This window comes from Porphyromonas asaccharolytica DSM 20707, assembly GCF_000212375.1.
GTDB lineage: Bacteria > Bacteroidota > Bacteroidia > Bacteroidales > Porphyromonadaceae > Porphyromonas > Porphyromonas asaccharolytica.
Window position 1 is genome coordinate 76,564 of record NC_015501.1, and the last position, 20,429, is coordinate 96,992.

Annotated in this window: 19 protein-coding genes and 1 tRNA gene; 5 read left to right on the top strand and 15 right to left on the bottom strand. The window is 53.0% G+C overall.

The genetic code is table 11. The features are described 5' to 3' along the window. Nucleotides 1-14: 14 nt before the first annotated feature. Nucleotides 15-998 (bottom strand): dihydroorotate dehydrogenase-like protein, encoded by a 984-nt coding sequence (locus tag PORAS_RS00305; RefSeq protein WP_004331759.1) that lies wholly within the window; start codon nt 996-998, stop codon nt 15-17. 113 nt (nt 999-1,111) lie between these two features. Between PORAS_RS00305 and PORAS_RS00310 the strand changes: the two genes are divergently transcribed. The 5 genes from PORAS_RS00310 (at nt 1,112) to PORAS_RS00330 (ending at nt 4,161) form a co-directional block, all read left to right on the top strand. Further along, a tRNA-Phe gene (locus PORAS_RS00310) sits at nt 1,112-1,184 on the top strand. A 222-nt stretch (nt 1,185-1,406) separates the two neighbouring features. Continuing rightward, nucleotides 1,407-2,480 (top strand): endonuclease/exonuclease/phosphatase family protein, encoded by a 1,074-nt coding sequence (locus tag PORAS_RS00315; protein ID WP_013759742.1) that lies wholly within the window; start codon nt 1,407-1,409, stop codon nt 2,478-2,480. A gap of 50 nt (nt 2,481-2,530) precedes the next feature. Further along, on the top strand, nt 2,531-3,079 hold the full coding sequence (locus PORAS_RS00320) for an RNA polymerase sigma factor (protein ID WP_004331730.1): 549 nt from the start codon (nt 2,531-2,533) through the stop codon (nt 3,077-3,079). 86 nt (nt 3,080-3,165) lie between these two features. Then, complete coding sequence (locus PORAS_RS00325; RefSeq protein WP_013759743.1) at nt 3,166-3,624, top strand: hypothetical protein; 459 nt, start codon at nt 3,166-3,168, stop codon at nt 3,622-3,624. Nucleotides 3,625-3,651: 27 nt separating this feature from the next. Continuing rightward, nucleotides 3,652-4,161 carry a hypothetical protein gene (locus PORAS_RS00330; protein WP_013759744.1) on the top strand — a complete coding sequence of 170 codons (510 nt, stop codon included), beginning with the start codon at nt 3,652-3,654 and terminating at the stop codon, nt 4,159-4,161. Here the strand turns inward: PORAS_RS00330 and PORAS_RS00335 are convergent. The 14 genes from PORAS_RS00335 to pepE all read right to left on the bottom strand — a co-directional run bounded on the left by PORAS_RS00335 (nt 4,108) and on the right by pepE (nt 20,329). After that, nucleotides 4,108-5,988 (bottom strand): IS1634 family transposase, encoded by a 1,881-nt coding sequence (locus tag PORAS_RS00335; protein ID WP_013759745.1) that lies wholly within the window; start codon nt 5,986-5,988, stop codon nt 4,108-4,110. The genes PORAS_RS00330 and PORAS_RS00335 overlap by 54 nt on opposite strands. A 457-nt stretch (nt 5,989-6,445) precedes the next feature. Further along, nucleotides 6,446-8,080, bottom strand: coding sequence for a chaperonin GroEL (groL, locus tag PORAS_RS00340; protein ID WP_004331780.1), 1,635 nt, complete (start codon nt 8,078-8,080; stop codon nt 6,446-6,448). Between the two features lie 51 nt (nt 8,081-8,131). Next, on the bottom strand, nt 8,132-8,401 hold the full coding sequence (locus PORAS_RS00345) for a co-chaperone GroES (RefSeq protein WP_004331816.1): 270 nt from the start codon (nt 8,399-8,401) through the stop codon (nt 8,132-8,134). Nucleotides 8,402-8,634: 233 nt separating this feature from the next. Then, entirely contained in the window at nt 8,635-9,930 is a 1,296-nt protein-coding gene (locus tag PORAS_RS00350; RefSeq protein ID WP_174258530.1) for an L-cysteine desulfidase family protein, read from the bottom strand. Between the two features lie 40 nt (nt 9,931-9,970). After that, nucleotides 9,971-10,510: an FHA domain-containing protein gene (locus PORAS_RS00355; RefSeq protein ID WP_004331798.1), complete on the bottom strand. Its 540-nt coding sequence runs from the start codon at nt 10,508-10,510 to the stop codon at nt 9,971-9,973. A 527-nt stretch (nt 10,511-11,037) separates the two neighbouring features. Further along, entirely contained in the window at nt 11,038-12,210 is a 1,173-nt protein-coding gene (locus tag PORAS_RS00360) for a cytochrome d ubiquinol oxidase subunit II (RefSeq protein ID WP_013759747.1), read from the bottom strand. A gap of 28 nt (nt 12,211-12,238) precedes the next feature. After that, nucleotides 12,239-13,870: a cytochrome ubiquinol oxidase subunit I gene (locus tag PORAS_RS00365; protein ID WP_004331762.1), complete on the bottom strand. Its 1,632-nt coding sequence runs from the start codon at nt 13,868-13,870 to the stop codon at nt 12,239-12,241. A gap of 17 nt (nt 13,871-13,887) precedes the next feature. Next, nucleotides 13,888-14,163: a DUF4492 domain-containing protein gene (locus PORAS_RS00370; protein ID WP_245528029.1), complete on the bottom strand. Its 276-nt coding sequence runs from the start codon at nt 14,161-14,163 to the stop codon at nt 13,888-13,890. Between the two features lie 114 nt (nt 14,164-14,277). Continuing rightward, nucleotides 14,278-14,775: an arginine repressor gene (locus PORAS_RS00375; protein WP_013759748.1), complete on the bottom strand. Its 498-nt coding sequence runs from the start codon at nt 14,773-14,775 to the stop codon at nt 14,278-14,280. Nucleotides 14,776-14,869: 94 nt separating this feature from the next. Beyond that, nucleotides 14,870-15,922 (bottom strand): endonuclease/exonuclease/phosphatase family protein, encoded by a 1,053-nt coding sequence (locus PORAS_RS00380; protein ID WP_245528030.1) that lies wholly within the window; start codon nt 15,920-15,922, stop codon nt 14,870-14,872. A gap of 114 nt (nt 15,923-16,036) precedes the next feature. Further along, nucleotides 16,037-18,085, bottom strand: coding sequence for a M13 family metallopeptidase (locus PORAS_RS00385; protein WP_013759750.1), 2,049 nt, complete (start codon nt 18,083-18,085; stop codon nt 16,037-16,039). Between the two features lie 50 nt (nt 18,086-18,135). Further along, a complete protein-coding gene (locus PORAS_RS00390; protein WP_004331784.1) occupies nt 18,136-19,041 on the bottom strand; it encodes a sugar phosphate nucleotidyltransferase in 906 nt (301 codons plus the stop codon). Nucleotides 19,042-19,108: 67 nt separating this feature from the next. Beyond that, the gene (locus PORAS_RS00395; protein ID WP_004331765.1) at nt 19,109-19,588 is read right to left on the bottom strand and encodes an S-ribosylhomocysteine lyase; all 480 of its coding nucleotides are present in this window, start codon (nt 19,586-19,588) and stop codon (nt 19,109-19,111) included. Nucleotides 19,589-19,606: 18 nt separating this feature from the next. Beyond that, nucleotides 19,607-20,329, bottom strand: a complete 723-nt coding sequence (gene pepE, locus PORAS_RS00400) for a dipeptidase PepE (RefSeq protein ID WP_013759751.1) — start codon at nt 20,327-20,329, stop codon at nt 19,607-19,609. Nucleotides 20,330-20,429: the final 100 nt, after the last annotated feature.

Below are 20,429 nucleotides of genomic sequence, written 5' to 3' on the forward strand. Positions count from 1 at the left end.
CTCCAGAGTGTTAGCTACGCTTTATTGCTAAAGTAACGCATAAACTGCGAGCGCATATAGAGCTCCTGGTCAGACTGCTTAGAGGCGTTGAGACTGCCTCTAAACTCTTCTATGGATCGGTACCCATGCTGAGTCATCCACTGTGTGAGCTCCTCCAGCATCTTCGTCAAGTAAGGTACTCCATGCTGATACAGTGTGGAGACAACCTGTACAGAGCTAGCTCCGACGAGGAGGCTCTTGACGATGCCTGCGTAGTCCATCACGCCGCCCGAAGCGGAGATAGCGAGCTGGGGTAGCTTGCCCGAGAGGAGTCCTGTGTACTTCAGCGTGTTGTATAACTCTTGTCCCGTTGATATAACAGGTCCCTGAACGATCTCTAGGGTATCTATATTAATGTCTGTCTGCCAGCTCTTGTTAAAGCAGGTCAAGCCCTTGACACCACTCTTGACCAGCTCCTGCGCTAGGTAAAGGATGTTGGTAAAGCGATCTGAAATCTTGAAGACGACTGGTATCTGCACCGTACGGGTGATCGAGATCGCTAGATCTACCAGCTCCTTCTCTAGATCACTACCACGCTGTGCTGGATCTGTCTCGATGCGCATCACATTGAGCTCGAGCGCATCCGCGCCGGCTTCCTGTATGCTCTTGGCAAAAGATTGCCACTCGCCTCCTCGGTAACAGTTAATGCTTGCTATGACAGGGATGTCGACCGCGCCCTTAGCTTCACGGATCAGGGTTAGGTACTTCTCCACTTCATGCTGGCGCGTGTAGTGCAGCATATAGTCGAGCCCCTCAGGATAAGAAGTAGCCACCTCTGCTTGCGCTTGCAGAGCCGTCGCCTCTATCTGCTCCTCAAAGAGCGACTTGAGGATGACTGCCCCGGCGCCTGCCTGTGCCATTGCCGTAACTTGCTGGAGTGAGGCCGTGAGACCAGAGCTACCAGCTATGATTGGATTGCGGAGGGCGATACCTCCGTAGTGTGATGTCAAGTCCACCATGCTATTTGTGCTATGTTACTACTCGCAAAGATACAAAATAACATCGATTGCACCAGCGTTTGGTCAATTCAAAAAGTTGTCGTACCTTTGCATCACCAAAACGCAAGAAGGATGGTGCCATAGCTCAGATGGTAGAGCAAAGGACTGAAAATCCTTGTGTCCCCGGTTCGATTCCTGGTGGCACCACTTCAATAACAATTCGAGATCTCGCAATGCCTATTGCGGGATCTCTTTTTTTATCCTTCTCGACCGATATGGCTACCACGCGACATGACGCTCCACCCGTATGACAGGTCCTTCGGCAACAGCCTTAACGAAAGCTTTATAAGCGATACGTTGGGTAATCCGACATTTATCAGTACTTTTGTGAAGGCATAGTCTAATACTAGAACTAGAAACGATTGACTTATGACACATAGCACACACTGTAGTAGATGGGGCTGGTTGATCACCCTGCTCTCTCTCTCCTTTGGGATCATATATGCACAGCAGAGTACCACACCACAGCGGGTGACGGTCGCATTCTATAACTTGGAGAACCTATTTGACACCATCGATCAAGAAAACAACGACGAGGAGTTTCTCCCCGAAGGTGCCAATCGCTGGACCCTCGAACGGTACCAGCACAAGCTCCGCAACATGTCGCACGTGATCTCCCTCATCGGAGGTGATGGCCCCGCAATCATCGGAGTCGCTGAGATAGAGAACCGCGGTGTCCTCGAGGATCTGATCGCTGAGGAGTCACTACGAGACAAGCACTACGACATCGTCCATTACGACTCTCCTGACCGTCGAGGTATAGACTGCGCTATACTTTACCAGCCAGAGGTTTATAAGGTCTTTGCATCAGGCGCTAGAGCTGTAGAGATCCCTAACGAGCCGTGGATCAAAACAAGAGATGTAGTCTACGCTTCAGGACTTCTCGATGGTGAGATCGTGCATGTCCTCGTGGGGCACTGGCCCTCACGTAGTGGTGGGGAGGCGGTCTCGCTGCATCGTCGTATGGCAGCCGCTAAGACGATGCGCAGCGTCGCAGACTCGCTCTATACGCTCTTCCCTGGGAGCAAAGTGATCATGATGGGAGACTTCAACGATGACCCCATCAGCCCTAGCGTACGTGATGGTCTCGGTGTGCAGAATCATCCTGACCAAACGAAGCCTGCTGACTACTACACCCCTATGCTACAACTTTATAATAAAGGTATGGGGACGCTCGCCTATCGTGACGTGTGGAATCTCTTTGACATCATCGCTGTCAACGGAGAGCTCATCGGCAGCAATCCGACCACGTGGCAGCTATACCGCGATCCCGAGACGACCGATATGGCATTTATCTTCAAGCAACCCTTTATGATCCAGCAGAGTGGTCAGTACAAGGGGTACACGCTCCGCACTTTCGTCGGTGGACAGTGGCAAGGGGGCTACTCAGACCACTTCCCCGTATATGTCTATCTAGTCAAAGGTGCGACAAAACGACCGTAGCCTCCCCCTCCTATCAGAGCTGTAGCCACACACCATAGTGTCCACGTAGCATGACCGAAGATGAACTGCAAGAGCAGATTATGAATTCCGACACCCGCGCTGTCGCCTTTACAAAGGCAGTGCAGATGTATCAGGAGAAGCTCTACTGGTTGATCCGTCGTATCGTCAGGCAGCATGACGATGCAGATGACGTGCTACAGGAGACCTTTCTGAAGGCGTGGCAAAACTTAAACACTTTCAGAGGAGAGGCGAAGTTCTACACTTGGATCTATCGCATCGCCCTCTTTGAGGCGATCAACTACAACAAAAAGAAGAAGCGCATCGCAGACAACGAGTACGCTGTCAACGAAGACACCAGCTATCTCCTAGAGAGTGCCGTAGCCGACCCTTACTTCGACGGAGACAAGGGCGAGCTAATCTTACAGCAAGCGCTCGACAAGCTCCCGCCAAAGCAGCGACAGGTCTTTGAGATGCGCTACTTCGACGAGATGCCCTACCGAGATATTGCGACCATCACAGAGACCTCAGAGGGAGCCCTCAAAGCATCTTATCACCACGCTGTCAAGAAGATTCAGCTGTATATCTCTAATCTGAATTAAACTTACCAAGCTTATCTGTATCCAATAAAGTGTAAGGAGAGACCTCTCCTCAAGGTCTCACTAGACTCCACGTTTAATCACCTCTTATGCCTACACCTTCAGAAGACTTGATCCGTCAGATACCCTTGCTCTCGGAGCGATTGGAGCATTACCATGTTCCTGAGGGGTACTTTGATGACTTATCCACCCGCATCCTATCGCAGATACCGCTTGATGAGCCGGCTCCTGCGACAGACGCTGTGGTGGCACCTAGGGCGCATCGTAGAGCTAAGCTATGGGTAAGACTACGTCCGTGGGCTGCTATCGCTGCAGCACTGATCGCCGTAGTAGCCCTATGGGGTGTATGGCAAGTCACTACGCAGGGGTCTCTGCGCTCTAGCGATGAGGTGGCTAGCTCTGTCTATGATCTCAGCGTCACACCGCTGACAGATGCCGAGTATGCAGACTATCTATACGAGACCTGTGTAGACATCCTCACCGATAACTACGCCATCGGGGAGACTCTCGAGACTCTCTCTGAGGAGGATATGAGCGATGAGATATAATTGATCACAATGCATGGACACGACGATATGATGACACGACGTAATCTTTACAACTTTCTATTGGTAGCACTCCCTCTGCTACTTCTCCCCAGCATAGTCGTAGCGCAGCAGTCCCGCAGTGAGACAAATAGTCGCAGAAGAGAGGAACTGGTCAGGCAACGCAAGGAGTTCTTCGCTCAGGAGCTAGAGCTGACAGCTGACGAAGCTACCTACCTAGACCGCACCTTGCGACAGGCGGATCAGAAGCGCATACCGCTATGGCGTGAACTACGTAAGCAGTACGAAGCAACAAGGGGTGAAGCTCTATCAGAGGCGCAGGCAGCCAAGTGCCTCGAGCGTGAGCAGCAACTTAAGTCTCAGCTAGCAGAGATAGACGAAGAGACCATGACAGAGCTGCGCAAGCAGATCCCTGCGCGCAAGCTAGCCCAAGTTTCACGGGAGGGGACGTGTAACGGCTGCTGGGAGCGGGCGGTAGCGTTTGTGTTATGGACTTTGTGTCCTACAGATTTTGATTTTCCTAAAGGGGGCTTCTCGTAAGCCTAGCTTTTGGTAGATCTCGGTGGCTTGTTTCGAGGGCTTGCTACATTGTCGCATTTCGACCTTTTCGCCCAGCGGATTGACGCCTTCGGTGGTGACTAACTTCTGTGTAGACATACGTCGGACGATCTCCCGCCAGTAGCAGTTCTCGCCCTGCGCTTTGAGTCCACAGCGTATGGTATTGACAACCCAGTAAGCGAGCAGGCCAAAGAAAAGATGGGCATCGCTGCGCTGATCCGTCTGATGAAAGAGCGGGCGCAAGTGTAGATCCGTCTTGAGCTGACGATTCGTGCACTCTATCTCTCGGATCAAGTTGTAGTAGTCCCAGGTGGTGCGCTCGTCTAGTGTACGGACGTTGGTGCGCAGGAAGTAACCGCCGTGACCGCCCTCTACCTTGGAGAGGTCTTTGATCTTCCAAGCCACCTCTTGCATCTCTAGGGGCTTCTCCTCACTGCGGATGTAGTTGATCTCGTAGTAGCGTGCAATCGACGGATAACGCTCTATGGCTCTGCCTGTTCGCTCCACGACCCTTTCGTACTTCTTCGTGCCTCCCTTCTTCTTGATCGCCTCGTTTATCTTGATCAACTCAGCCTCAAAACGACTGCGCCATTGCCTGTTCATAGAGGCTTCGGTCATCGCTTTTGAGGGGGAGGTAATCTCTAGAAAATAGTCCTCATCGGGAGCCGTGTGCACCTCACGAAGCTTGATCTCTCGCTTGCTGGAGTCCTGCACGACGATACACTTGTGGTTCTCTCGGAGGGTGTACTCCTTCAGCCTCGTACGCGAGACGCAGAGGTAGTTGTAGCCCTTCGCTTTGATTTTCGTTAGGTTCTCCTCAGTGGCAATGCCCGCATCCATAACGATCAGCGTCTTTTCCTTTCTGGCAGGGCTTTTCTGAGCCAAGCTCTCAATCATATCGGGCAAAGACTTCGGGTCTGCCGTATTGCCCTCGAGGATCGAAGAGTAGCGAATGAACCCCTCTTTGTTGATGCACAGTGCCAAGACGAGGAGTTTGCAGTCGGAGCGTTTTTCTTTGGATCGACCAAACTTGCTCTTCTGGCTATTGCGCTTGCTTCCCTCAAAGTAGAAGTTAGTCAAGTCAAACAGCATCAGCTTATTGTCTATGTTAAAGAGGTGGTCGGTCATCATGCAGAGATGATGCTCAAGTTGCTCCTTGAGGGCAAAGAGCTGGTCGGTAATCGTGTAAAGCGCATTCCTACCTGGGAGCCAATCGGGGCGACCTGAGTAGAGTTCAGTAGCCGCCGAATTGTCACGCATAGTGAAGTAGGAGGCGTGCTCAGAGGTGGCATAGACGGTGCGAACGATCAGTGCAGAGAGAGCCGTGTGGATGGCCTGCTCCGACCAACCTTGACGCTTCAAAAAGCTCTCCAGCTCTAGCTTATCAATGGTTTGCTTGCAGAGCCACTCGGCTCCCACATTGCGAGCATCGGTGTGCTTGGCGGAGTCCAAGTCGATGTAGTGCTCCGCCTCCTTGCGAGCAGCCTGCTCTCGCTTGTCAAAGCGATCTATCCCGCCCTCCTGAACCATCCTATTCCACCATTCGTCAGCCTTAGCTTGTTCGTGTTCGGTCAACCCATTGAGTCGTTCGGAGAAGAGCGTCGTGGCGTGACGATTCTCAAACCTATTCGTCAGTGCACGAGCGATCTTCTTAGCCTGCAGAGCATCAATGGAGGGGTCGAAGCCGACGTTGAGCAGGATCAGCGAATGGACATTTCCCCGCACATCACGATAAGACTCCTTCAGTCGATAATAAGGAGCCTTCTCGCCGATTGTAGGGTTGAAACGGGTCTGAACATTTGCGTGCATGGCGCAAAGTAACAACAAATATTTCACCCAAAAGTGTCCTACAAATCGGAATCAGCTCCGATCGCCAAAAGCCCCCTTTGACACTCAGCGAGTTACGACTCTCGCCCCCTCAAGTTTCGGGGCAAAACGTCCCGAAATTCATTTTTGCCGTGAAACTTGGGCTAGTCAACTACCAGCAGGTACAGCGCGAGTTCGCTAGAAAGTATGTCAAGCGCAGTCAGCTCTACCGCTCTGACAGAAAGTAGCAAAACAAAAGCCCCCCGAAGATGAAGGAGCTCCATCGCAAATAATTTGCGGCGGAGCTCCTTCTTTTTATCTCTCAGCGCACAAACAAAGAGAAGAGCCCTACGTATCAGATACGTAGGGCTCTTCTTTTGTTTGTTGCTCCTAGACGACGGGAGCTAGCGTGAGCGTTAGCGCACAGTGTCTAGGACTTAGCGAGTAGGCTCGCGGGGGATTACATCATTCCACCCATGCCAGCGCCTCCTGCCATAGCAGCGGGATCGGGCTTGTCCTCCTTGATGTCGGCGATGACACACTCAGTCGTGAGGAACATACCAGCGATAGAAGCTGCATTCTCCAGAGCCACACGCGTTACCTTGGCAGGATCGATGACACCATTCTTCATCAGATCCTCAAAGCTGTCGGTACGTGCATTGTATCCGAAGGCACCCTTGCCGTCACGGACACGCTGTACGACTACAGCACCCTCCTTAGCAGCGTTAGCTACGATCTGACGGAGTGGCTCCTCGATAGCACGCTTGACGATCTCGATACCAGTGCGCTCATCGTCGGTATCGCCCTTAAGCTTCTCGACAGAAGAGATAGCACGGATATAAGCTGTACCACCACCAGGTACGGTACCCTCCTCGATCGCTGCACGTGTAGCGCTAAGCGCATCCTCGACACGATCCTTCTTCTCCTTCATCTCGACCTCGCTGCCAGCTCCTACGTAGAGGACAGCGACACCGCCTGAGAGCTTAGCGAGACGCTCCTGGAGCTTCTCACGATCGTAGTCGCTCTTCGTATTCTCGATCTGATGACGGATCTGGTTAGCACGCTCAGCTATATCCTCCTTGCAGCCGTTGCCATTGACGATAGTGGTCTTGTTCTTGACGACCGTGACCGTCTCTGCGCTACCGAGCATATCTAGTGAAGTGTTTTCTAGCGTCAAGCCCGTGTCCTCGCTAATGACGGTACCACCCGTGAGGATAGCCATATCACGCATGATCTCCTTGCGGCGATCGCCAAAGCCTGGGGCCTTGACACCACAGATCTTGAGGCCAGCACGTAGTCTGTTGAGGACAAGCGTCGTAAGAGCCTCGCTCTCGATATCCTCTGCGATGATCAGCAGCGAGCGACCCTGCTGGAGCACCTTCTCTAGTAGCGGTAGGAGATCCTTGATAGTAGAGAGCTTCTTCTCGTAGAAGAGGATGTAAGGCTTCTCCATACGGCACTCCATCTTCTCAGGGTCAGTGACGAAGTAAGGAGAGATATAGCCGTTGTCAAACTGCATACCCTCGACAATGTCTACCGTCGTATCGATACCCTTAGCCTCCTCGACAGTGATGACCCCCTCCTTCTTGACCTTCTCCATAGCCTGAGCGATCAGTTGGCCGATCTCCTCGTCGCCATTAGCCGAGATGGTAGCCACATGAGCGATCTGCTCCAGGTCGTCACCCACCTCCTTAGCTTGCTTGCGGATGCTCTCGACGACAGCCTTGACAGCCTTGTCGATACCACGCTTCACCTCCATAGGGTTAGCACCAGAGGTGATGTTCTTGAGACCTACGTTGATGATGCTCTGAGCGAGTACCGTAGCGGTAGTCGTACCATCACCAGCATCTTCATTGGTCTTAGATGCCACCTCACGAACGAGCTGAGCACCCATATTCTCAAACTCGTTCTCTAGCTCGATCTCCTTAGCGACCGTCACACCATCCTTGGTAATGTGCGGAGCTCCATAGCTACGAGAGATGATCACGTTGCGACCCTTCGGGCCTAGTGTCACCTTTACAGCGTCTGATAGCTGGTCTACGCCACGCTTGAGGAGGTCACGAGCCTCTATATCAAACTTAATTTCCTTTGCCATAATTGTATCTGTCTATTTACTTGATTCTTGATTAGGATAAGACGGAGTGGACTAGAGCGTAGCGAGTACGTCGCTCTGCTTCATGATCATGAGCTTCTCGCCCTCGACCTCTATCTCCGTACCAGCATACTTGCCGTATAGCACCTGATCCCCCACCTTGAGGACCATCTCCTCATCTTTCGTACCCTTGCCCACAGCGAGTACCTCGCCCTTGAGGGGCTTCTCCTTTGCTGAGTCTGGGATGATGATACCACCTTGTGTCTTCTCCTCTGCAGTAGCGGGCTTGATCAGCACGCGATCTGCTAATGGTTTGATTGTCATAGTTTATCTTGAGTTATATATTATAGTCTCACTTACCGCGTCCCCTCCATCTATGAGGGAAGCACGCATTAAGACTAAAGCAAATAATGTGCCAAAAGAGAGAAGGAGCCTCTTGACAAAAGGATCATGACAAAATAGCACTATCCGCGAGTAACCCTCTGTAGGGCTACTCGCGGATAGTATCTAGTGGGAGGAGGTCCCTACAGGTCTCTACTCGTCACGTTCCTTCGGAACTAATGCTTTTTGGAGGTCATGATGTTGAGCACGAGACGATCCGTCTCATTCATACCCACACGACCTATGCTGGTCAGGTTGTCTATCGTCTGATCTACATCATCGTCCACGATACCCTCGCTACCGGTGACCACCTTCTGCTCCATCGCCAGCAAGGCGGAGAACATAGCCGTGCTCACACCACTCGACACCTTCAGGCTGCAGCTCGGTTTAGCTCCATCGCAGAGTAGACCCGTGATGTTGCCCACCATATTCTTCACAGCATAGCTCACCTGCTGCTTATTACCACCGAGCAGATAGGTCAAGCCACAAGCAGCACCTGTCGAGGCGACGACACAACCGCAGAGCGCCGAGAGGCGCCCCAGTTTCTGCTTGATATAGATCACCATCAGATTACTCAGCATCAGGGCACGAACGGTCTCTTCGTGTCCTTTTTTTTGCTCCTTGGCAAAGGTCAGCACCGGCATCGTCGCCGTGATCCCCTGGTTGCCACTGCCCGAATTGCTCATCACCGTCACAGGAGCTCCGTCCATACGGGCATCGCAGGCAGCACTCGTTGCCGCGATGATCTGCGTCAGTGAGGAGTCGCCTAGATACTTACGACCCAGGTCACTCTGCACCATACGCCCCACAGCGTGGCCGTAGTTAGACTTCATCGAGAGGCGACTGGCCTCCGCATTCACCTCAGCATCAGCTAGAATAAACTCGATCTCCTCTAGTGGAGCCGTCGTAGCGAAGTCATAGACGAGCGAGAAGTTGAGTGCCAGCTCATCCTCGTCCTCCTCATCCTCCTGCTGCCCTATCGGATGGTCCTCCAGCACTTGATCCCCCTTAGCCAGGAAGGTCAGATGGTCATGCTTGCCGCTGATGATCGCGGTGGCAGTCTCGCCACTGGCCGTCTGGATCGACACCTCGGCGTAGAGCTTGTCGACAGGTTCCGGCTTCGTACCGATGTTGATTATCTTAGCCTCGACCAGACGCTTAGCCTCAGCCAGTTGCTCAGGCGTAAAGCTGTCTAGGAGCGTGAGCCCCTTGTCAGGCTGAGCGATGACGATGCCGAGAGCGATCGCTATCGGTAGTCCGATCATGCCCGTTCCAGGTATTCCGACACCGAGGGCATTCTTGAGCACGTTGGGGCTTAGTAAGACCGTGACACGCTCCGCGGTAAAGTCGCCCAGCGTAGCACTAGCGTAGGCAGTGCAGAGCGACACAGCTACAGGCTCCGTACAGCCCGTGGCAGGCACCACCTCTTGGTGGATGAGCGAGATGATCTCTTGGCGTAAAGCAGGGGTCAGTCCATTGGTCGTCTTCATAAGGTAAGGAGGGATATGCTAGTTAAGGATTTGTCGCTTCGTAATCACTACGTGTCACATAGATCAGAGAGGTCGCCCCCAGCGTGATCACATCGCCAGAGTGCAGTTCGCAGAAAGTATCTGGCAGGTACTCAACGCCAGCGACGAAAGTACCCGTCATACTATCCAAGTCCTGTATGATCGCCTGTCCATCAGGCTCTATCGTGATCTGGCAATGGTTGCGCCCCAAGCTAGGGTCGCTACTATGTATCGGGGTGGTAACCGAGGTGCCACGTCCGTTGTAGCTGCCTATCGTGTTGCACCCCTCGTAGAGCGGGAGCAAGGCAGCGTAGGCAAAGTCATTGGCGATCAACTGCAAGTAAGCTCGCACCGGCTCCCCCTCGGGAGAGAGGTCGGCGTAGCGTGCGTTGAGATGCTCTAGCGTAGCGCCCCTCAGGCGAAAGCGTAGGCTCTCGGAGCATGCAGGGCAGAGCATAGCGACCTTGCCTCGGCAGTCAGCATTGGCGAGGATCGTCTCTTCAGAGATCTTGTTCGTACAGTGAGGACAGAGGATATAGTTCACGGAGATGTGGGAGAAAGTTCGTTCTTGCCCACAAATTTACCACAAATATACCACCTAAGCTCACTTAGCTCGGAGCCGTTCGCAGTTTCTCACGAACTAATTCCTATTTTGAGGCGCTTGAAGCGGATCCCATTGAGATGTTATAGACAAGATCTCTTATGCCCCGATATGACTTTCCTTTAGAAGTGGTAGATCTCCACGTGGATATTTTCAAATTCCTAGGGAGGAAATAAAAATTCTCCACGTGGAGACGAAATGAAACTTCGGAGGAATCAAATGAAACTTCGGAGGAATCGTTTCTTCCCTACGTGGAGAATAAAAAATATCCACGTGGAGATTTGAGATTTTCCACGTGGATATCGTGTTAGAGATTAGAAGTTAGAAACGAGTAGCCCGCTGTACTACAACGTAAGATTTACACAACGACGAGAGGGGGCGACACCTAGACTCCTTGGTCTAAGTGCCGCCCCCCCTTTGTTTGTGTGCGGTTCATTTGCTGACCCTACTTAGCGGGGCAGCCACCGTTATTAGTACTTGACCTCCTCGTCTTGACCCATCTCGTGACGGGTGATCTTCTTGCGATCGATGGCACGCCAAGCGTAGAAAATGTACGCCAAGACAAACGGAATCAGCAGCGATACGATGCTCATAGCCTTCAGCGTGTAGGGGCTAGAGCTACTGTTGCGTATCGTCAGCGAGCTATTGATATCTGCTATCGAGGGGTAGTAAGCCGTGTTGTTGTACCCGAGGATGAGGAGCAAGCTCAGGACAGCAAGGACGACACCGACACCTTCGAGCCAGATACCCTTGCGGAAGCCTTTCTTGACCAGCGTGAGGATCACACCAGCTAGGACCAGCACCACGCCTACAAGGAAGATGATGAGGATCACGGGCATAGCGAGGAAGTTGTGCAGGTACTTATACTGTACTAGGCTCACGGCACCCGTGCTTGGGTCGACATCGTATCCCTTGGTCACCATGAGGAAGACCACATAAGCGACGAAGAGGACGACGAAGATCGCTGCATTGGGTAGCAGGCTCTTGCGAGCACGCTCGTAGGCGACCTCATCTTCGATATTGTTGATGAAGTATAGGAGTGCCGTAGTGCGTGCTAGGAAGAGGAGCGTCACACCGAGTACCACATTCCAGGGGTTGAAGATCGCCTCCAGTCCGTGTAGCTGTAACCCTGTGAGTGGGTCTGGCTGCCAGACAGAGATGGTCTGCATAGAGGCACCGAGGTCGTAGATAGCACTCTTGTCCACGATGAAGTTACCGCCTGTGAAGAGCGTCGATACCGCAGCTCCTAGTAGTACCGGAGCCAAGACACCATTGATAAAGAGGAAGGTCTGGAAGGTCTTCTTGCCCCATACGTTGCCATGCTTAGACTGATACTCATACGAGACAGCCTGTATGACGAAGGTCAAGCAGATCAAGATCCACACCCAGTAAGCTCCGCCGAAGCTGGTCGAGTAGAAGAGCGGGAAGGAAGCAAAGAAGGCGCCTCCGAAGGTGACTAGCGTCGTGAGGGTAAACTCCCACTTACGACCCGTCGAATTGACGAGCATGCGCTGCAGCGGCTCGTCACGACGCGCTGCAAAGATAAAGGTCTGTCCGCCCTGCACAAAGAGCAGGAAGACAAGCAGGGCTCCCAGCAGTGAGACTAGGAACCACCAGTATTGCTGTAGAAATGCGTAGTCCATTATGATAGTGTGTCTATGGGGTTAGTGATTACTTACTCTCACGCTTGCTAAAGAGCTGCTCCACATCATTCAGATGAGACTCAGGACCATGCTTGATCGCCTTGATCATGATGCTCAGCTCTGCAATGAGGAGGATCGTAAAGAGTACAGCAAAGATGAAGAACGTGGTCATCACGTTGGCGGGAGCAAGCTTAGAGACAGCGGCGTTCAGCGGAAGCATATCCTGGATAGCCCATGGCTGACGACCCAGCTCGGCAACGATCCATCCAGCCTGACTGGCGATCCACGCTAACGGGATGCAGATGACCGTGATGATGTGTAGCCAGCGATAGCGTGCGAACTCCTCAGCACTCTTCTTGCGCTGCAGGATCCACACGAGGAGGAGGACAAGAATAAAGAGGAAGCCGCAACCGACCATGATACGGAAGGCATAGTACATGAGTGGCACATTGGGCACCAAGTCTGCCTTGTCCTGTACATAACCATAGCCAAAGTGGTCGAAGTTCTCCTGTATGATCGCATTCTGACGATCCATCTCGGCAGCGTCACCTGCCTTCTGCGCTTCGCCATAAGCAGCGAGCGCCTCGATAGCTATCTTGCCACGACGCATACGCTCATCAGCTGAGAGCGCTTGGTTGCCGTCCTGGTCGTAGTAACCACCCTCTAGGATATTGTTGATACCTGGCACGTAGCCACTGGTAGAGCGTGTACCCAGCCATGAGAGCATAGAGGGCATCTTGATGTTGAAGACGAATGGATCTTGATTTTCCTCAGCCAGTGGCGTGAGTTTGTTACAGTCGAGCAGACCGATAGCGCTGAGTCCTAGTCCCTTGCCGTCAGCAGTCTTGCCGTCGGGGGTGCTTTCGCCAGCATCGTAGAGCGCCTCCATAGCAGCGAGCTTCATAGGTTGACGCTGAGCCACGTTGTAACCAGAGGTATCTCCCGTGAAGGCGGTGAGCAAGGCAGCAATCAGTCCGAAAGGAGCTATGATACGACTATTGGCTAGTGCGAACTCCTTGTGCTTGCCACGAAGGATGTAGATAGCGCAGATACCCAGCGCAAAGATAGAGCCGAGCGTCCAAGAGGAGATGGTCGTATGCCAGAACTTATTGACTGCTGAGCTAGAGAGTGCTACGGCCCAGAAGTCGGTCATCTCACTACGTACGGTAGCGGGGTTGAAGGCCATACCGACAGGGTCTTGCATCCAGGCGTTAGCGACAAGAATCCAGACAGCCGATATGGTCGCACCGATGACGGTCAGCCACGTAGATGCTAGGTGGAAGCCACGGCTCACCTTGTTCCACCCGAAGAACATGACAGCGATGAAGGTCGCCTCCATAAAGAAGGCTAGAATACCCTCGATAGCAAGCGGAGCACCAAAGATGTCACCCACGAGCCAGCTGTAGTTGGACCAGTTGGTACCGAACTCAAACTCGAGGATCAGTCCCGTGGCGACGCCGATGGCAAAGTTGATACCAAAGAGCTTCTGCCAAAACATCGCCCAACGCTTCCACTCGGGGCGATTGGTGCGATAGTACTTAGTCTCGGCTATCGACATGATCACACCCAGTCCGAGCGTGAGCGGCACAAAGAGCCAGTGATAGCATGCGGTCAGAGCAAATTGCAATCTAGACCAGAGGAGTAAAGCGTCTACATTCATTATGCTATATAGTTAAGTTAGTGATTGTCTTGATGAAGCGTGTCGATGACAGGTGCCGTAAGCTGATGCTGCACGAACTCTATCTGCGCCTCCCGGTCTCCCTGCTCGGCAATAACCCGCGGGAAGAAGATAGGACGCAAGATGGCAAACATGATAAAGAGCTTGATGGCTACAATAATCCACAGCAGACGGCTCGTGCGGCTTTGACTCCGCAACCCGTCACGATAAAGGTCATAAAACCACCGAAGTCCCCCGTGCCCCTTGCGCGCTGTACCCGTAGATTCTGTATCCATACTCATCGACACTAGCTGATATTTGCAACAAATGTAGTGTTTCTACACTAAAGAAGAGGTCTACTGGTGGAATATGTCATAAGAAAGAACGATTTTGTCAAGTCAATCACGCCGTCACCGCCCTATCGCTAAGATAGACTCGGGGATAATTTGGTGCAGCCAGTCGATCACCTCGCCATCGGTCGCCTCCTCGGCAAGAGCTACTATGATGGTGTCGTACCCAGCCACGCTACCGAGCGAGAGCGATGACAAGGAGCTGTCGAGGATGGTCGCTATAGACTGCGCAAAGCCGGGCTCTGTGCGGATCACCAGCATCTGCCCCGAGATCGCATACGAGCGGAAGCCGACCGTCGGAGAGATCAGTCCCGTGGGTTGCGTCGTGACAGCGTCAGCCTGCGGCATCAGGGGGAGTTGATAGCACGACTTGAAGGAGCCAGGGCGCACCCCTTTGGTGGCGCCCAGCTCAGAGAGGTAGGTCGAGAGCGTCCCCTGTGTGATGGAGATGTTACGTCCTCGCAATAGCTCGAGGAGCATCGCTTGGTCTGTTACTTCGTGGGTTCTCAGCAGGTCGGCGATGACACTGAGCCGCTGACTCTTCGTTTGCTTACTCATTATGGTACTCAGGGGTGATACTTCGATGGCACAAATGTACTCTTTTATTCCTATCCTAGACTAGTCTGAGCGATGTGTTGACTATACATTTGACTTAGTAGAGGAGGGTGGCGACGAGCGGGAGGTGGTCGCTGGGACCGGCGAGGTAGCTGTCGCCGCCGTACGTTCGTCGCGGACGGCCCCACGGGGCTGGGCTCTCGTGCATGTACTTCTGTGGGGGCAGGGCTATGCGTACCGTCTCTAGCTCTAGACGCGGATAGCGCGTATCGGCAAGGAGCGTGCGGGAGACGAATAGTCGGTCGATGCGCTCCCAGTAGCCTCGGTAATAGTAGCTCCCTGGGGGCATCGTCTTGAGTTGCTCGTCGGTGAATGGTGGTGTGAGGTCTACCATCGCTAACGAATCGCTTTGAGATAGGTAGGCGTGGTAGGAGACAGCCCAGCTGTCGGTCAAGCCATCTTCTGGTGTAGCGTTGAAGTCGCCCACGACGACGATGCTTTGCTCTGGATTAGCCCTCAAGAGGCTATCGGTACGTATGCGAAGCATCTCGATGAGCGCAGCACGAGCAGCCTCGGCGGTAGCACCTCCTCGGCGTGAGGGGAGGTGGCAGACGATGAGCGAGAGTGGTGCTGCGGAGGGGAGGCGACCAGAGACGAAGAGCAAGTTGCGTGTCGGGTAGATGCTGTCGGGCGTGATGCGGAGGGGCCACTCCTCGGTATGCTCTACGGCAAAGCGGTCTGCGTCATAGAGCAGTGCCACGTGAGAGCCACGGCGGTCGGAGCCTGTGGCGCAGATGGTCTTGTAGTTGCCCCCTCGTAAGAGCGTGTGGTGCGCCAGCTGCTCGAGTGCCTCTACGCTCTCGACCTCTTGTAGTGCTATGAGAGCGGGTATATCCCAGGCGGTCGCATGAGAGATCACCTCGGCTAGCTGATGGCACTTGCGCTTCATACGCTCTGCCGTCCACCCTTTGCGGGCCGTGGGGAGGTACTCGCGATCATCCCAGCGGGTGCTGGGGATGGTGTCAAAGAGGTTCTCCACATTGTATGAGACAATGGTAAACCTCTGCTGCGCTACCAAGCAGTAGCCACTGCCTAAGAGCAAAAAGAATAGCACGAACCCACGGAAGTTTAGGAAGATGGAGCTGGTCATCTCAAATAGAAAAGGAAGCGACGCTCCCATAGAGTCTACTGTCTCTACGAGAGCGTCGCTTTACGTTGATATGGTGTCTAGAGACTATTGACTTTTGCAATAGTCTCGTCTAGATTACCAGACCACGACACGCTCCTCAGGAGCAATGTACATGGGGTCGCCAGGCTGGATGTTGAATGCCTCATAGAAGGCATCAATGTTCTTCAGTGCCTGATTGACACGATAGATGCCCAAGCTGTGTGGGTCGATCTTGGTCAGACGTATCTCCTCCTCGGGAGTGATGTTCTGTCCCCATACACGAGCGTAACCGATGAAGAAGCGCTGTGCTGGTGTGAAGCCGTCGATCTTCTCGACCGTCTTGCCCTCGAGCTGCTTCTGGAGTGCTAGGTAAGAGACAAGGAGACCGCCCTGGTCAGCGATATTCTCACCGAGCGTTAGGTGACCATCAGCGTTGAGGTTATCATTGATCTTGATCTGGCTGAACTGCTGAGCGAGACGCTCCGTAGAGCTCTTGAAGTTGTTCTTGTCAGCCTCAGTCCACCAGTTGTGCATATTGCCGACAGCGTCAAACTCGCTACCCTGATCGTCAAATCCGTGCGTCATCTCATGACCGATGACCACACCGATAGCTCCATAGTTGACAGCGTCATCAGCGTTGATGTTGAAGAAAGGAGGCTGTAGGATACCAGCTGGGAAGCAGATCTCATTCGTCGAAGGCATGTAGTAAGCGTTGACATCCTGAGGATTCATGAGCCAACGAGAGCGATCGACTGGCTGACCTAGCTCAGACATGTTGAAGTCGTGCTCGAACTGGATAGCACTGCGGAGGTTCTCCACAAAGCTCTTGTCCTCTGAGATGTTGAGCTTAGAGTAGTCCTTCCACTTGTCAGGATAGCCGATCTTGACGGTGAATTTAGAAAGCTTCTCGATAGCCTTCTGCTTCGTTTCGTCAGACATCCACCCGAGCTGAGAGATACGATCCTTGAGCGCAGCCTGTAGGTTGCTGATCATCGTCTCCATACGCTCCTTAGCCTCTGCGGGGAAGTACTTCTTGACATAGACCTCGCCGAGTGCCTCACCGAGCGTGCCATTGAGGAGGTTGACAGCACGACGCCAGCGTGGGTGCATCTCCTTGACACCTGAGAGTGTAGTGGAGTAGAAGTCGAAGCTAGCCTGTACAAAGTCATCCGAGAGATAGCTAGCATAACCGTCGATGGTCTGTGCTAGGACATAGTCCTTGAGTGCCTGTAGGTCTGCCGTGGGGAACCACTTGCTAAACTTCTTGAAGAAGTCTAGCTGACCGGCATTCCAAGACTCTAGAGTCTGAAGCTTGCGCCCCTCGATGTAGCGTGCCCAGTCGAAGCCAGGGTTGTCAGCGACAAACTTCTTAACCTCAACCTTGTTGAAGTTGCGAGCTACATCACGAAGCTGTGTCTGCGAGTAGCACATATCAGCTAGTACGTTGCTGATAGCGATATTATTTTTCGCAATGCGCTGCGCATCCTCGGCAGAGTAACCAGCGAGCTGAGCGATGCGCTCGATGTACTGGTTGTAAGCCTTGATGATCTCCGCATTCTTTGGGTCTGTGTAGTACTCCTTGTTGCCCAGAGCCAGACCTGTCTGATTGAGGTTGAAGATGTTCATATCGCTATTCTCAGCATCGGCCATGACGTAGGTGCCAAAGAAGGTAGCATCCCCCTTGTTGTCCTGCTGAGCTGCGAAGTCTACGAGTGCCTCCTTAGAGTCGATAGCCTCGATAGCCTTTAGTTCGTCCAGGATCGGCTGAGCGCCTAGCTCGTTGCGCTTGACACTGTCGATAGCCTGCTTGTATAGTACAGAGACGCGATACTCGTTGGTTCCAGCCTTGTAGCTACCCTTAGCGAGCTCATCAACGATACCGTGGATCTGCTCGAGTGAGCGATCACGTAGCACGTCGAAGGTGCCGAAGCGACTGTAAGCCGGCTTCAGTGGGTTAGCCTTGATCCAGCCACCATTGACATAATGGTAGAAGTCATCCTGTGGACGCACGAGGGTGTCCATATCAGCTAGATTGATAGCTGGGACGATCTCCTCGTTGGTCTGATTCTCCTGCTTCTTGTTACAAGCAGAGAACGTAATAGATGCTGCGCATAGAGCAGCAACTAGTAGTTTGCAATTGTTCATATTCGATTGTTCGATTTCAAAATGATTCATAAGTAGAGGAAGAGCCTAACCTAGAGTAGAGGTGAGGGATACTCACCCGCCTCAGTCAGCTTCGCCAGATGCTCTATGACCATATCACGGTCAGAGGCGTATGTCGCGCCAAACCAGCGAGCATCTGTGCTCAAGACCTGTACCTGCGCGAGCCCCTGACGGATCAGCGTGTCGACAACTGTCGGGATAAAGAACTCCGACGTAGGCTCGTTGATATGATCCTTGAGGAAGTCTGCAAAGAGTCTCTCAGAGTGCTCCAAGTAGTCAGGCGTAAAGCCCCAGAGGTTCATCGATACGAGTGTACCGCGAGCTATGGAGAGCTTCTTGCCGTCGTGCATGCTGACTATCTCATGGTTCTCATTCTCGTGGATGTTCTTATGCTCGGTAATGTGCATGAGGTAGCCCTCGGGCGAAGCCTTGCATACGCCACGGCTCACACTACCCTCAGCGGTGAGCGTGCTCTCGATGTCGTAAGCGACCATACAGTAGGCACCACGACTATCATCGGGGAGCTGAGAAAGGTAGTCACTCATCGTCTGAAAAGCCTCACGACCGTAGAAGTCGTCAGCATTGATTACTGCAAAAGGGCCATCGATCTCAGGTGCCGCCATCATCAGGGCGTGGTTAGTACCCCATGGCTTGGTGCGCTCGGCTGGAGCGGCAAAGCCCTCGGGCAGCGAGTCTATCTCCTGATAGACGACCGCCGTGTCGACTGCCTTTTGATACTTCTGTAGCACCTGTTCCTTAAATTGCTCAGCAAAGGCGTGACGTATGACAAAGACCACCTTGCCAAAGCCTGCTCGGATCGCATCAAAGACTGAGTAGTCCATAATACTCTCACCAGCCGGCCCCAGCTTGTCTAACTGCTTGAGTCCGCCATAGCGACTGCCCATGCCAGCAGCCATAATGACTAGTGTAGGTTTCATTCGATCGTTAGTTGTTAAGTGTGTGTAGGGGGTGCCACGCTATAAGCGACGTGCGCCCCCCTCTACGTTATTGAGGATAGTGCGTATTTGAGTCGTCCAGATGCTCTAGCACCTCTTCGAGATAGCGTCGTGACTCTTCTCGTGCCAGCTCTAGGTTGTGCAGCTTGTAGTTGCCACAGTCACGAGGAGCCACGCCAGGCACAGCGCCCTCATAGTGCGCTACAAAGTCAAAGGCACGGCGGAGCAGGTCTGCTATATCTAGCGGGTTAAGGTCTCCGACTATAATCAGGTAGTTGCCCGTCAAGCAACCCATCGGCCCCCAGTAGATGATACGGCTCCCCCACTCGGGATCATTGCGCAGATAGGTCGCTACAAGATGCTCTATCGTATGCAGAGCACTCAGATCGAGGACTGGCTCACGATTGGGAGCCTTCATGCGTATGTCGAAGGTGGTCACCACCTGATCACCGACGAGGTCACGACGAGAGACATAGACACCACGCTTGAGACGCTCATGATCTATGGTAAAGCTTGGGATATCCTTCATTACTTTAGGCTACGCAAGTTACTTTTTCTCGCTATATGCGAGTACTCCAGGCTCTATCTCTAGCGGACTGTCGTAGAAGGTAGGATAGTTAAAGAGCCGTGCCGTACGCTCACCCCACAGCGTGATCTTGTCACCTGTGATGTGAAGCATACTCCCCTCGCGCAGACCGAGCACATCACAGTTGGGGTTGTACTTGACAAACTCTCTAATACGCTGCTCGCGCGTCTCGCCACCATGTCCCTCAGGATGTGCATCGAGGTAGTGCGGATTGATCTGGAAGGAGATCAGCCCCAGCGCCTGCGTTGTATCAGGATTGCAGATAGGCATATCGTTTGTCGTCATGATCGTCGGGCAGGCTAGGTTAGAGCCAGCGCTCCAGCCCACATAGGGGATGCCGTCCTCGAGGACACGCTCACGGATCAGCTTCATAGCACCCATATCTTGTAGTTGCTTGAGGAGAGCCCATGTGTTGCCACCACCCACCATAATAGCCTGTGCAGAGGCGATAGCTTGTAGCGGCTTATCGTAGGTGTGCAGACCCGTGACATTGACACCAACGCCACCAAGAGCATTATTAACCTTAGCTACATACTCATCCCAGCTATAGGTGATAGCGGCATAAGGGACAAAGAGTACATCCTGAGCCACCGGACCTAGGAAGCGGCCAATCTCCTCGGCGGCGTAGCCTAGGTAGGGCTGCCCCTGTGATGCAGAGTTGGATATCAGTAAGAGTTTCTTCATGTCTATACCAAATTGGTTGAGATAATCTAGTCGCAAAGGTACAAAATAGAAACACACGGCTCCACGTTTTGCGGGCTCTAAATTTCACAAATCTCACGCG

Excerpts from the sequence above, each read along its gene's own strand:
- PORAS_RS00360 (WP_013759747.1), bottom strand. The coding sequence starts at position 12,210 with ATGGACTACGCATTTCTACAGCAATACTGGTGGTTCCTAGTCTCACTG.
- PORAS_RS00365 (WP_004331762.1), bottom strand. The coding sequence starts at position 13,870 with ATGAATGTAGACGCTTTACTCCTCTGGTCTAGATTGCAATTTGCTCTG.
- PORAS_RS00380 (WP_245528030.1), bottom strand. The coding sequence starts at position 15,922 with ATGACCAGCTCCATCTTCCTAAACTTCCGTGGGTTCGTGCTATTCTTT.
- PORAS_RS00335 (WP_013759745.1), bottom strand. The coding sequence starts at position 5,988 with ATGCACGCAAATGTTCAGACCCGTTTCAACCCTACAATCGGCGAGAAG.
- PORAS_RS00305 (WP_004331759.1), bottom strand. The coding sequence starts at position 998 with ATGGTGGACTTGACATCACACTACGGAGGTATCGCCCTCCGCAATCCA.
- PORAS_RS00325 (WP_013759743.1), top strand. The coding sequence starts at position 3,166 with ATGCCTACACCTTCAGAAGACTTGATCCGTCAGATACCCTTGCTCTCG.
- PORAS_RS00315 (WP_013759742.1), top strand. The coding sequence starts at position 1,407 with ATGACACATAGCACACACTGTAGTAGATGGGGCTGGTTGATCACCCTG.
- PORAS_RS00375 (WP_013759748.1), bottom strand. The coding sequence starts at position 14,775 with ATGAGTAAGCAAACGAAGAGTCAGCGGCTCAGTGTCATCGCCGACCTG.
- PORAS_RS00320 (WP_004331730.1), top strand. The coding sequence starts at position 2,531 with ATGACCGAAGATGAACTGCAAGAGCAGATTATGAATTCCGACACCCGC.
- pepE (WP_013759751.1), bottom strand. The coding sequence starts at position 20,329 with ATGAAGAAACTCTTACTGATATCCAACTCTGCATCACAGGGGCAGCCC.
- groL (WP_004331780.1), bottom strand. The coding sequence starts at position 8,080 with ATGGCAAAGGAAATTAAGTTTGATATAGAGGCTCGTGACCTCCTCAAG.
- PORAS_RS00330 (WP_013759744.1), top strand. The coding sequence starts at position 3,652 with ATGATGACACGACGTAATCTTTACAACTTTCTATTGGTAGCACTCCCT.
- PORAS_RS00345 (WP_004331816.1), bottom strand. The coding sequence starts at position 8,401 with ATGACAATCAAACCATTAGCAGATCGCGTGCTGATCAAGCCCGCTACT.
- PORAS_RS00385 (WP_013759750.1), bottom strand. The coding sequence starts at position 18,085 with ATGAACAATTGCAAACTACTAGTTGCTGCTCTATGCGCAGCATCTATT.
- PORAS_RS00370 (WP_245528029.1), bottom strand. The coding sequence starts at position 14,163 with ATGGATACAGAATCTACGGGTACAGCGCGCAAGGGGCACGGGGGACTT.
- PORAS_RS00390 (WP_004331784.1), bottom strand. The coding sequence starts at position 19,041 with ATGAAACCTACACTAGTCATTATGGCTGCTGGCATGGGCAGTCGCTAT.
- PORAS_RS00395 (WP_004331765.1), bottom strand. The coding sequence starts at position 19,588 with ATGAAGGATATCCCAAGCTTTACCATAGATCATGAGCGTCTCAAGCGT.